Annotated in this window: 7 protein-coding genes; 2 read left to right on the top strand and 5 right to left on the bottom strand. The window is 54.7% G+C overall.

Going from position 1 to position 12,561, the window contains the following annotated elements; all coding sequences use genetic code 11:
* Nucleotides 1-8: 8 nt before the first annotated feature.
* The 3 genes from CGZ80_RS04155 to CGZ80_RS04145 form a co-directional block, all read right to left on the bottom strand.
* Entirely contained in the window at nucleotides 9-3,041 is a 3,033-nt protein-coding gene (locus tag CGZ80_RS04155; protein WP_094411665.1) for a M28 family peptidase, read from the bottom strand.
* 179 nt (nucleotides 3,042-3,220) lie between these two features.
* Nucleotides 3,221-3,607: a hypothetical protein gene (locus CGZ80_RS04150; RefSeq protein ID WP_094411663.1), complete on the bottom strand. Its 387-nt coding sequence runs from the start codon at nucleotides 3,605-3,607 to the stop codon at nucleotides 3,221-3,223.
* Nucleotides 3,608-3,766: 159 nt separating this feature from the next.
* On the bottom strand, nucleotides 3,767-9,691 hold the full coding sequence (locus CGZ80_RS04145; RefSeq protein WP_094411661.1) for a lamin tail domain-containing protein: 5,925 nt from the start codon (nucleotides 9,689-9,691) through the stop codon (nucleotides 3,767-3,769).
* 206 nt (nucleotides 9,692-9,897) lie between these two features.
* Here CGZ80_RS04145 and CGZ80_RS04140 point away from each other — a divergent pair, with 206 nt between their 5' ends.
* Nucleotides 9,898-10,584: a lamin tail domain-containing protein gene (locus CGZ80_RS04140; RefSeq protein WP_094411659.1), complete on the top strand. Its 687-nt coding sequence runs from the start codon at nucleotides 9,898-9,900 to the stop codon at nucleotides 10,582-10,584.
* A gap of 68 nt (nucleotides 10,585-10,652) precedes the next feature.
* Here CGZ80_RS04140 and CGZ80_RS04135 read toward each other — a convergent pair whose 3' ends face one another.
* Both CGZ80_RS04135 and CGZ80_RS04130 read right to left on the bottom strand, forming a co-directional pair.
* A complete protein-coding gene (locus CGZ80_RS04135; protein WP_094411657.1) occupies nucleotides 10,653-11,276 on the bottom strand; it encodes a hypothetical protein in 624 nt (207 codons plus the stop codon).
* A 142-nt stretch (nucleotides 11,277-11,418) separates the two neighbouring features.
* The gene (locus CGZ80_RS04130; RefSeq protein ID WP_094411655.1) at nucleotides 11,419-11,643 is read right to left on the bottom strand and encodes a hypothetical protein; all 225 of its coding nucleotides are present in this window, start codon (nucleotides 11,641-11,643) and stop codon (nucleotides 11,419-11,421) included.
* A gap of 196 nt (nucleotides 11,644-11,839) precedes the next feature.
* Here CGZ80_RS04130 and CGZ80_RS04125 point away from each other — a divergent pair, with 196 nt between their 5' ends.
* Nucleotides 11,840-12,355, top strand: a complete 516-nt coding sequence (locus CGZ80_RS04125) for a hypothetical protein (protein ID WP_094411653.1) — start codon at nucleotides 11,840-11,842, stop codon at nucleotides 12,353-12,355.
* Nucleotides 12,356-12,561 lie beyond the last annotated feature (206 nt).

Here is a 12,561-nt window from a genome sequence, read left to right as displayed (position 1 = left end):
ACTTCGATTTACTCACGAGCGGCTGGCGTGATCTTAATCGATAACGTCTCATCACCACGTTTCACCTTGATCGTCGTTTCCTCGCCGATCTTGAGTGCTTCGATCGCATACGTGTAATCGTAGATGTCTTCGATCGTACGTCCGGCTAGTTCAACGACGACGTCTCCGCCCTGCAAACCCGCTTCGTCGGCGGGAGTACCGGGCCGTACACCGCTCAGCTTTTGCCCTTTGATTTTCCCCGATCCGTAGTCGGGCACCGTGCCCAGTGATGCGGTCAGTCTGGCGCGGGGCACCTCTTCTTCGTCACGTGGGCCTTCGTCCAGTTTAAACTCGGGCACCGAGTCATCCGTCAAAAAGCCGCGAGACAATAGAGCGAACAGCTTTGCCGTATCGGCGGCGCCGTCGTAATTGAGTTTTTCCTTGGTATCACGCGGCGTGTGGTAGTCCTCGTGAGCTCCCGTGAAGGCCGACAAAATTGGCACATCTCGTGAAACGAATGCCGACGCATCCGTTGGTAATCGGGTGCTTGTCTTGTCAAGCGACAGGGGCAGCCCGACGGGAACGTTGCGGCGGTTGACCAAGGATTCGAACGTCGGTGACGAGCCGATTCCTTGCACAATCAACTTTTCACGCAAACGGCCAACCATATCCAAATTCAGATACACGGCGACCGCACCCGTCAAAGGCCGCGCATCATTCGTCATTCCGTGTGCCTGTGCGATCTGCTGCTGTTCCGGATCAACGTCCGCCAAGGGGGCGTCCTCGAACAGTTTGTCGAACGAATCGACAAACGATTGCGATCCGTACAACCCAAGCTCTTCACCACTCCACGCGGCCAATAACAAATCGCGTTTCATCTTCAATCGTCCGGCATGCTTTTCGGACGACAAGTATTGTGCGATCTCCAACATCGCCGCGACGCCCGAAGCGTTGTCGTCGGCACCTTGATGAACCTGGTCGAGCTCGTCTTCTCGGGCAAGTGAGTTGCTTCCCGCCCCAAGTCCGAGGTGATCCACGTGGGCCCCGATGGCGACAAAAGGATAGGTTGGTTCGCTGGCCGAATCATCAGCCGCCAAACGTGCAACGACGTTTCGGCCCACACCCGTTTTGCGATTGATTTGGACCGAGGTGCCCACCTTCGAACCTTCGAGCAGGTACCCCAAGGCCATCTCACCGCCATCAAGCGATTTCTGTTGTTCGGCTAGGTTTCCATCGGCTTCGGAAAACAACGCGGCTGCCATCTCATTCGTAATCGAAATGGCGGGAATACTGACCCCGGACGCAGACGCTGCCGAATCGAAATGGATCAACTGGTTCTTCACCTTGCTCGTCGGCCCGGCGACGAAGATGATCCCTTTGGCCCCCAAGTCACGTGCAAAGGATGCCTTGCGTCGTGGCGAACTGTAGCGAGCCATCTGCTGGCGACGCTCAGGAGAAATGTCTTGGGGCATGTCACGAAACACCATCACCCAGCGTCCTGCGACATTCAAATGCACATAGCTGTCGTATTCCTGCACGTCCTCCGATCCGGGGACCCGCATTCCATAGCCGGCAAACACGACTTCTGTCGGATCCAAATCCATGTCGGCTGAAAACGCCAGCGGTCGCCAATCGCGATCGAGTTTTGCTTGCCGGTCACCGATCGTCAGAGTGCTTCCCTCGACGATTTCGCATCCGGCCGGGAATTCAAACTCGTCAAAAAAGGTTCCGTTTTCGCCAGCGGGAACAAATCCCAGACTTTCCAAATAAGCCGCGACATAAGCCGTCGCACGGCGTTCGCCTTCTGTTCCCGTCAAGCGACCTTGCAGTTCCGGACGTGTTAAATAGTCGACATGTCGGGCAACATCTTGCGGCGTAAATTCGGGGCGTGATTGTTCCGCCGCCAACTTCGCGGCGTCTGACGCATCACGCGGTCGATCGCTTGTATCCAATCCGAGTCGCTGCCGAATTTCGGTATCATTCCACTCGCCCATAAAAATTTGCGAGCGTTTTTCAGCTGTCCGATTGCTCGTCCAAGCAAGGTGCTCACCATCAGGCAAGAACACTGGCAATCCGTCAAACCCGTCGGTGAACGTGACGCGAACCGGTTCGCCTTTCCCATCAGCCCGAACACAATACAGTTCGAAATTAGCGAATCCGTGACGGTTCGTTGTGAAAATCAAATAGTCGCCGCTGGGATGAAAAAACGGCGCCCAACTCATCGCATCGATTTCAGTCAATCGACGGACGTCATTGCCATCGACATCCATCGTATAGATCTCAGCCTTTAGGCCGTCTTCGGTAAACCGTCGCCAGCACAATCGTTTTCCGTCTGGTGAAAAGAAAGGGCCACCGTCATAGCCTGGAACATCGGTGAGCTGCCGAACGTCCGAGCCGTCGGCATTCATGATGTAAAGATCGATGAAGTATTGCTGATCTTTCTTCAGCAACTCCGCTTCGCGTTCGGATAGTTCTTTTTGATACGCCGATCGGTTTGATGCGAAGACGATTTTGGTCCCGTCCGGACTGTAGCTCGCTTCCGCATCGTATCCACGCGCATCGGTCAAGCGTTTATACGAACCGTCCGGCTCTCGTTCATACAGTTCGTACTCGGGATCGTAATTCCATTCATACCGGGGAACATCGCCAGTCAGGCGACGCTGAATCAAGTCCTGTTGTTGTTCAACCGACGTAGGGTCATGGTGCGTGCTGGAAAACAACACACGTTGACCGTCGGGATGGATCCAGGCACAAGTGGTTCTGCCTTGCCCCGGCGAGACTTTTTCGATGTCACCGGTTTCCAGATCCATCAAATAGATTTGGTAAAACGGGTTGGCCGGATCACGCTCGCTTTGGAACACCATTTTACTGCCGTCCTTGCTGAAATAGCCTTCACCCGCACGGCGTCCTTCGAAGGTGATCTGCCGCGCCGACGAAATCAGCTCGGCTTCCTTTTCAGGTGAAAACTCGGCCTCGGTGGACGACGATTTCGCGGCGTCTTGTCCGACAGCGACCCCGCCGATTCCGAGCAGCAGGACCAACAATGGCTGGTGAATTCGCATCACGATGTCTATTTATCAGAAAGGAAATGGTGTAGGGGAGGACGCCTGAAACCAACGGTAATCATCCTGTTGATTTTCGAATTTGTTCTGTCCCTGTGTCCCGTTTGGTTGCGCAAAAGCAGCGGTACAGAACGCTATTTTTGCAGAACGAAAGACGACACTCGAAAATCAACAGGCCGTTATCCCAGCCCGTGCGCCCCACGCAGCTCGATCAAGCCTTCCGCCCAGCGGCGGTACAGCTCGCGTCGCTCGGCAGGGTGCTGGAAAACGCGGACGATGGTCATTTTGTGACGAATGTCGTCTTTGACCAACCCATAGAGTTGATGATAAACCGGATCGGGATCGGGGCCATCACTTTGCTCCACTTGAAGCCGCGCCGTGGCATCGAAACGATAAATTTGCAGCCAACCGGGACGCTGGACGGCTACCAATCGAACATTTTCCAGTTGGACCGTCCCACCAAAATAGCCGTTCTTGGTCAGATGCTTGCGGATCGCAAGCTCCATCTCATGGTCGCCGGTCCAGTTATTCCACTTTTCGGCAAGGTACTTCAGTAGCGAACGCATCTTGATTGCGCATGGTGCAGGCAGGCGGGAACGACGGCTAAAACACCGTCGATGGACTGACTATTGAACCGTGCGGCAGCGTGCCAGACAACCACCAACACGTTTCCATGTCACGTCCACGCTACGGTCCCCACGAGATCGACTTGCCAAACAACGAAATCAAGCGGGCGGCGAAATCATCACTAGCCCGCCAAAGAGTACTTGGTTCTGCCTCGCATGGATCGAATCGATCGCCGTCACACGCCCGTCCCGATCGAGGTCAAAGTCGTTCGTGATCCCCACCGAATTTGGAAGCGCTGACTGATTCGCCCGAATTCGCAACGTGTCCACTGCCGTCACCCGGAGCGTCTGCCCAGCAGCGGCGCCATCGGTATCGGCAACTTGGTTGCCAAAGTAGAACACGGAATCGTTCAATAGACGTGTCGTTTCAGTTGCCCGTACGGTCACCTGCAGCCATTGATTTTTGATCGCTTGGTCGGCCCATGTCACCGTCACACGCGTGGCCCCGTCGGTCCCCACGCTGGCTTCGGTTCGGATATCGATCGGTGACGGCGCGGCCGTCCAGTTGTCGACGTCATCTGAATTGCCGATACGAAACTCGAAGTCTTCAGCGGATACGTTCTCGTTCGCAGCCCCCGCCAAGTCGATCACGACGCGATTCAAACCACGGACATAGTTGGTGATGTTTTCATAGGCAGCCGTTTGCCCCGGACGGAGCGGCAGAATATCTGGCGCGACCGCATCAGGACCGAACGCTGCCGTCGCTCCCGCATAGGCGACGCCGGCCAAGACAACTTCGCCAGGCGATGCAACGGAAACGCTTGACGTCGCGATTGCGGATAAAACGGGCTCGCCGTCATCGGTAACTCGCAAGGCGATGTTGGCCGTCCCCTCGCCATCAAAGGTGACGGTCGGTGATTGCCCGACCGCGTCGACTTGGAAAGTGCCGTCAAAGTCGAGATCCCACTCGTACGTCAATGACTGTCCGTTGTCGACATCGCTACCAAAGCCGGCAAGTACCAATGGCTGGCCAACGACAGCCGCGTAAGGTCCACCCGCGTCCGCCATCGGTGCCTCGTTCAAATCGTTGATCAAAATCTCAATCGCTTTATCGAACACCGCACCCGCTGAATCAGTCACACGAACGTTAACCGTTCTCGATGCGCCAGCCTCGAAATCCAAACCATTGCCCCCGACGTACAACTCGTTGCCAGTCAAGACAAATGCGTTGGCATCAGCGCCGGGTAGTAATTCAAATTCAGCCGTTTCGAAATCGTCGACATCCACCGCGGTCAAGCTTAAGGCGAAGGCACCTGACAAGTTCTCGTCCACTGATCCGCCAGTGACCAAGATGTCCGATGGCGGATCGTTCTCTTCCATTCCCGGTGTTCCGTCGGAAGCGAAGCTGGGACGCCAATTCGTTCCTAGATCGTAGTCGCCGTTGGTGCTGAGTATCGTTAATGAGGGGCCGTCACCATCGGTGGTCGGATGCCAACCATCGCCACCATCGTCATAGGTAAACGACTGGATGGTTTGCCCCAGTGCGTCTTGAATCGTGATCGTTTCACCACCGTTGCTCAACGACGTATTCAAGTACTCGCCCGCGATGGGCAACCCTGTCCCGTAGCGAGCTTCGAAGGCCTGGATGTTTTTCACGACCAACGCGATCTCACCACTGCGTAGCCAAGGAAGACGGCTCCCATCGAACGTAAAGTCGATTCCGTCAGTGAACGTCACGCCTTCAAGCGAAATCGTCTCGTCGCTGACATTTCGCAGTTCAATGAATTCGTAGCTGTTGTCGTCATCCAGCGGCGCGGGCAGGCCCGCCGGCGGTGCGGCTGGGTGGTAGTGCAACTCCGTCACACGCAGATGCTCGGCCGCTGCGGGAACGAGAGGAACTGAAAAATCCGCTTGTTCCAACGGGGACCAATTCACACCGTCAAACGCACGCGTCAGAATTCGGGCCGAGTCATCGATTTCGATTGGCGGCGCGTCTTGTTGACTGATCTGCAACTCTGCGTCAAAGGAGATGTCGCTGCTCGTGCCGCTGATCTGATGCACCTCGACCGCGATCGTGTTGCTGCCGTCGTGAAAAAGTGACGGATCAATCGAGTACTCAAAAAAGGCCGATTCGCTTGCGCCACCGACAACGGAACTGGCCAATGTGCCGGCCGTCAGCGTTCCGCCAGGCAGGTTGTCGCGTACGACTTCCGTTCCGTTGATGTACACCGCCGCTCCGTCATCACGCCGCAAGCGCAGGCTGACCGCCGTGACCATGCCGTTTGAAAAATCAATCTCAAACTGCTTTCGAAAATACGTCGTGATAAACTTGTTGCCCGCGTCGCTTCCGTAGGAGACAACGGTGTTCTCGTCGCCATCGCCATATCCCAATTCGGCATCCCCAGTCGACCAAGCACTGTCATCATATCCCTCGCTTCGCCAAGCGGATCCCAAGTCGACTCCGGTATCTTGATACCGCCACACCGCACCAGCAGCGATGGGCGTCGTGTTCGTCGTTTGCGGGTCATAGACCGAAGCGTTGGGATTGATTCCACCGCCGAACTCGCGTGGATCACTCCCATCCGTCGTGTAGTAAACCTGACCTTGCGGTGCGCTAAAGGCGAGCTCGCTTTGCGGGGCGATGACTCCGCCATGTTGGAACGCCCCGTTGATCAAGAACTGAGGTGCAGAAATCGTCGGAAACAGCGGTGCAGGAACATTCACGCTGTAGTTGCCCTGATCATCTTTCAGCGTCAACACCGTGTTCCGTAGTTGGTCGATAACGATTGGCGTGCGTCTCGGCAAATAATCGTTGATCATTTGCGCCACCGCGTTCAGAAAGTCAGCCTGTCCCAATGGGATCGTACGTTTGGCGTCTCCCCAACGGGCCGATTCGGCGATCACGGCCTGTTCAATTTTGGCAACCTCCGCTTGCCATTTCGCAATTTGAGCGGCGGTCGTCAACGTGCCGTCGTTGAAGAATTCTTTTTGAACTTTATCGGCAAATCGCAAACGATACTCTTCGTTCGCCATCAACTGCTGATGCAACCACTGCGGATTAAAGTAGCCAACGTCTGATTCAAAGTTGGGGTGGTTGTACGGCCCATTGCGGTTCTCGTTGACATTGCGAAGCGTATGTTCCGCGTCATGTTGAAAGAACTTGAATCCGACACGTGACGTCCGATCACGGATCGCAAAGTAGTTATTGGTTCGGTTGTTTCCCAAGAAGTTCGAGATCGGCGCGTCCAGGTTGCCGCCGCGGATAATCCCGATCATGTAAACGATCAGCGAATCGACGTCCAACAGCACCGGATAGTCGAGGTTCTCGGTGCGATCTGGATTCAAGCCTTGAGCTCTCAGGTATGCCGCATTGTCTACGAACGCGGGCGTGACACCATCGCCCGCGCGTGCGGTCGCCTGATTCCACAGATCCGTGTACGCGTCAAAGTTGCCATCGGTGGCGATCGCTCGATAGTCGCCTCGTTCGGGTTTCAGAACGTCATAGTCAGACGCATTGCCGCCGAAATACGAGGCCGCAAAATTGGCATCGGCGCGCTCCTGAGTTTGATACATTCCCCAGTACTGCCCGTTGAGATACAGGTGCACCCATTGGCTGAGTGTGGACGGCTGCCCCATGTCTCGCTGGTTGATTCGCGCCATGACTTCGGCGACAAAATTGTTCGACGCATTCCCATCGAAACTCCACGAGTAGTTCTGTGGTGTCCGCAGGTCGATCTTTTTGAACTCGGAAACTCCGGCATCCCCATGAACCGGATACTGAAGCTGTGAATCGCCATAGGCACTTCGGAAAAAGAATTTCAGCGCATGCTTTGGATTGTTGTCTGAACGACTGAAACCGCCGCGAATGCGGATTCCCGCGTTGACCTGCGTGCCATCCGATCCGTCCGCGTTAATGATTTCCAGCGATACAGGGCGTTCCCAATCGCGTCCGTCTTGTTGTGCGTTGGCATAGACGCCAGTGGTGCCGAAAAGATTTTCGACATCCGTGGTCACGGACCAAGTCGGAAGTGACAGCAGAGCGTCTTTCACCGCGCCGGCCGTTTCGGACGCGATCACATCCGGATCCATCCCGTAGTCCACCACGTTGGTGTTCCACGTCAGCGGAAAACCGTCGGGTGCGGACCCATCATTCGATTGCAGTAACACGTCGTCGAGAAACAGATACGTCCAGGTACGACTCGGCAGTGAGTAATAGCCCGGCTTGAATGCCGCGACACGTAAGTTCGTCGTCGCGTCGATCTCCAGCGGCATGCTGTAATCAAACCCATTGGTCAAACTGGGCTCCGTACCGTCCATGGTGTAACGGATGATCGCGTCTTGTGTTGCTGAGTCCAGCGAAACGGATAGCGGTGAATCGTAAAAGCCCGCCGGCATGTCCGCAGTGACACGCTCGACAAATCCTTCAACCGCATCGACGTTCGCTGCCAAGGGGGTCGGTGTGGCAAAGTGACTTGGACTGTCGCCCAACAACTGAATGCCCTGAAGCGTCGTCGCGATCAGAAAACGGTCGTCGTCGAGCGAATCATTTAACCCATGAATCGCCAGCACGTTGTCTCCGTCCTGCAATGATGCAATTGCGTTATCATCCAACAGAATCCGTTCACTTGTCCGAACGTCTTCCAACGAACGCGATACTGTCGCTGCGGAATCGAAAGCGATGTTTTCTGGAGCGTTACGCCGAGCAACTTCGAGTCCATTTAGATAGACCACAAAGCCATCGTCGTACTGTATCTCAAGCAGAAGCGATTCCACTTGAGCGACGTCGCTGACTTGGAAAGGCACTCTCAGATAGGCTCCCGAATTGACTCCTTGAATCTCGGCTTGCACGTCGGTTTCGATCACATCGCTTTCCGTCGCGATATACGCAATCGCGGCTTCGAGGCCGCCGGAGTCGATATCTCCGACAAGCCGGAATTCGTCTGAAAAAGTTTGAAAGGTCCCACTGGCTGCGAACAGTTCAACGCTCGCCCCGCCAGTGGCTTCGAACATGACCAGACGCGCCTGATAGTCGCCGGCAGCTGGCAAATCAAACGTCGCGATCGTATCGTTCGCCGCGCGTGGTGAAGGAAACGACGAGGCATAAACCTCGCCATCACGCATCAGTTCCAATCCGAAGCCGTCATCGCTATTGACGCCAAACGACCACGCACCCGCACTAGGGATTGAAATCGTCGTTGTCGCTTCGATCGCGAAATGGTTGTAATCGTCTCCCACCGACTGCGTGGGAAATGGCAAATCATCACCAAAGTGACCTCCCGGCCCAGACCCCAACAAGTTGATCACAGGCACGGTTTCGGTTGTCGACAATGCCTGGTATTCCGGAACGGACAACACCAATTCCGCTTCGGTCAAGTTACTGACAGTGCCATCGAAGCCAACGCCCGCTTGGGCACGCACATACCGAAGTGCGAATCCGGGAGTCCCGACGCCATAGCCGATGCCAAGATCAACGTTCTCAAACGAAGCGTCGTCAAAGCCTTCCGCATACCAAGTCTCGCCAAGTGAATCGTCGGTCGGGACATGCAATTTCGCCGGGCTTCTGTCACCGACAAATGTGTCGATAAGAAATTCGAATCCGAAACTGACATTCGTGGTTTGCGCCGGATAAGCCGGCGCGAACGATGTCGTTGGCGTGCCATCCGGCATCAATAGTGCCAAGTACTCGCCATCGCTCGAGAGATTAAAGTTCGTGTGCAGTTCGCCTAATGGGTCCATTCGATTTTTACTTGATGCGAAAACCAATAAGAAATCATTGGGATCGATCGTTACCGCAGGAAACACCCATTTATTACTGTCGCCTTCCTCATCACTTAATGCCCAGCCTTCAAGATCAACGGGGGCGGACGAAGGGTTATAGATTTCGATCCAGTCACTACTTTCCCCGTCCTCATCTCGCAAACCGTCAGAATTCGACGCGAGGAATTCGCTGATCACCGGAACGGATGCCAGCACACGCCGTGATTCCAACACTTCCAGCTGAAAACGACGTCGCTTCTTAGTCCGGCGGAGAGACTGCTGGGAGCGTGCGCGCAGGTGACGCATGATCGGGCGGGGTGAGATCATTGATGTGTGACTAGCGAGGAGGAGGGAAATCGCAACGACACCATGGGCGATTTCTCAAACAACCTGAAAGTCGATTCCGCCAGATGTCCTGCCGCTAATATCATAACGGATCAAAACACAGCACACATCAATCTTTAACGAGATTATAATCCGCATCCCCTGGACTTTTCTTCCACACCGGATCCGCACTTCTCAAGAGCAAACGCATGACTATTTCGTCCAAGCATTTGATCGCCGTCCTACTCGCCGCAACCGTCTCTTTCATTTCGCCTACGACTTCGCAAGCTGCGATTGTGATCACCGAAGTGATGGCAAACAGTGCGCATCCGGGCAGCGGCGGAACCAGCAATGCCGATTGGTTCGAAATCTATAACAACGGGACCACGACGATCGACTTGACCGGATGGAGTTGGGACGACGAAAGCGAAGAAGCGGGCACAGCCAACTTCGGCTCGGTCACCTCGCTTGCCGCAGGCCAGGCCTTGATCGTGACCGGAGAACCGGAAGGCACCGAAGCAAGCTGGCTGACCGACTGGGGCAACCCGACCGTCAATCTTATTCACCGCGACACATTCCCCGGCCTCGGCTCTGGCGGCGATGGGCTACGCCTGTTCGATAACACGGGTGCACTCGTTTACTCGGTCGACTTCGGCGTCGCGACCGAAGGCGTTACCTTTGCCTACGACTCGTCAGGAAGCTATCTCGGACAAAGTGCCGAAGGAGTCAACGGTGCTTTTCGAGCAACCTTCGATGGTGCGGGCGGCGCAGGAATTGACATCGGCTCACCAGGCTTTGTCGTCACCGCGATCCCAGAACCCTCAAGCCTGGCAGGATGTCTGATCCTTGCCACAGGCATTTGCTGTGGACGCCGTAAGCGATCAACGGTCCGATAAAATACGCAGACTCTCTTGCGATCAAGATCGGCTTGCATTGCCAACCGCAGCGACGAATCACTTGGACTTCAGCATGCTCGGTGGATGCAACGTCGCTGGCGTCGCAAAACAAATCCCATCGCCAAGAATGCCAGCCCGCAGCTTGGCTCTGGAATCGCAGTGATCGTGAACTGCAACGGCGTCGACCCTACCGCGATGGGGTTCAGGGCAGGGTCAAACAACACCGACGTCGTGTCATCGAAGGCCAATTCGTAAGTCCCAGACGCCAGTGCCGACGTGTCAACTTCGATTCGATACAACAGCTCTGGCGTGACACTTGAAATCGATTGCGGATTGTCGAACTCCTGGTTCAACGTAAACAGGGTCGCACCGCCATTGACGATTTGAGAGGTCAGTAAGTTTCCGGCACCAAAGAAACCGGCGGTTCCAGTGCCCACCGAACTGACTTGACCGCTGCTGTAGCTTCCGCCACTCAACTGAAAGTCGGCGATAATCCCCAGCACTTCGTCGGTATCGCCAACGGTCTGTGAAATATAGACATCGAAAATCTGATTCGTTTTTGGAGCCCCAACATCAATGCTTGTTGAGCCATCGGTGTCGAAGGAGAAGATTACTTCCGCTTGGCCGTCCGATGGACAAACGAAGGCAAACAAGGACGCCAGCAGCAAAGTAAAACCAAGACGTTTCATCATGAAGCGAAAGATCAGAGGAGGAAAAGAGCGATCACGTCAGCGTAATGCAAGCCAACACTGATCGGGCGGGAGCTACATTCTATCTCGACCGCATCAAGGGTGTGGAAGAGAACTACACCAAAACTTCATCTTTCTACCAGCCCTAAAAAAGCGACTGTGGCGAAACCGATTCCGTGCGTTGCCGGGCCAACTCAGCGACTTCGTGACGAATCTGCCGCAGCAACAACCAGCGTTTCACAAAACGACAACCTTCCAGTTGCCCAGCATATTTTTGCTCAACCTCCAAACGAATCTCCGCCTCCACGCCCTCGATCAAACGTTCAAACCCATCCGGCAAGAACTGATCGTTAATTTGTTGGTCCCCCATCACATTCCCACCCAAGCTGTTCGGTAATTAAACCAACACCAATCGAACTCGTCGCGACACGATTCCTTCCCTACAAAGCTTCTGAAAGTACATCCACGCCGATCTTTCCCACAATAAGCTTGGCAAGGCCGAGTTGCACCCACGAAAATCCGTGAAGAACCCCCAAAGAAGATAGCGAACACTGCCTGGGCACACGATGACCTCACCGAACAATCCCTACGAATCATCGACCATTTGTATTTCGCAAGAACACGATTCCGAAATTCGACGGATCGTGCTGGCGTCGTTGATTTACATCTTGTCGGCGTTTGCAGCTTCTTGGGTAGGTACCGCATTTTTTGTCGGAGCGAACATGGTCTTTTTTGTTTGGGGAATGCAGTCCTTCTCGGATCACCTCTTGCAGACGACGTTTTTTCTAGCTGGTAGCATTGGTTCGTTTTTTGTCATTCGCCAATTGATAAAACCGAGCGGCCTGAGCGTTCTGCTTTTACTTTCGGCGCTCAGCGGTGCTGCGTTTGGTGCGATGCCCTATGCCTTTGAACCAGTCATTGAGATGGTGCCGATGAGCATCTTCCCAAATGCGGGACGATGGTTTGACTCCATTCCATTAACGATCACATCGATCTTCTTCTTTGTCGTCACGACGTCGTCCATTCTCGTAACGGTTTGGACCGTCCGCGCGATAGCAATGCTGCTGCGGTCGCGGAGGTGAATGCAGTAAAGAGTGCTGGAAGTGACGGTGATCCAGCTTGCCCGAAGTTCGACGCATCTGCATGGCGATGCACGCTAGCGAATTGAATGGCTTCCGAGTATCCCAAACGCTGGTCAATGGACATCATGGTGTTGGGCTTCGGCTGATTGTTGATTTCCATTCGCTGCGTTTGCCTGACACACAACGACATTGGCAGAAACCTATTC

The organism is Rhodopirellula sp. MGV, from assembly GCF_002251265.1.
GTDB lineage: Bacteria > Planctomycetota > Planctomycetia > Pirellulales > Pirellulaceae > Stieleria > Stieleria baltica_A.
This window is presented reverse-complemented; position numbering and strand designations above follow the sequence as displayed.

Bases quoted from the DNA above. Each gene is read 5' to 3' on its own strand.
- CGZ80_RS04155 (WP_094411665.1), bottom strand. From the start codon at position 3,041: ATGCGAATTCACCAGCCATTGTTGGTCCTGCTGCTCGGAATCGGCGGG.
- CGZ80_RS04150 (WP_094411663.1), bottom strand. From the start codon at position 3,607: ATGCGTTCGCTACTGAAGTACCTTGCCGAAAAGTGGAATAACTGGACC.
- CGZ80_RS04145 (WP_094411661.1), bottom strand. From the start codon at position 9,691: ATGATCTCACCCCGCCCGATCATGCGTCACCTGCGCGCACGCTCCCAG.
- CGZ80_RS04140 (WP_094411659.1), top strand. From the start codon at position 9,898: ATGACTATTTCGTCCAAGCATTTGATCGCCGTCCTACTCGCCGCAACC.
- CGZ80_RS04135 (WP_094411657.1), bottom strand. From the start codon at position 11,276: ATGATGAAACGTCTTGGTTTTACTTTGCTGCTGGCGTCCTTGTTTGCC.
- CGZ80_RS04130 (WP_094411655.1), bottom strand. From the start codon at position 11,643: ATGGGGGACCAACAAATTAACGATCAGTTCTTGCCGGATGGGTTTGAA.
- CGZ80_RS04125 (WP_094411653.1), top strand. From the start codon at position 11,840: ATGACCTCACCGAACAATCCCTACGAATCATCGACCATTTGTATTTCG.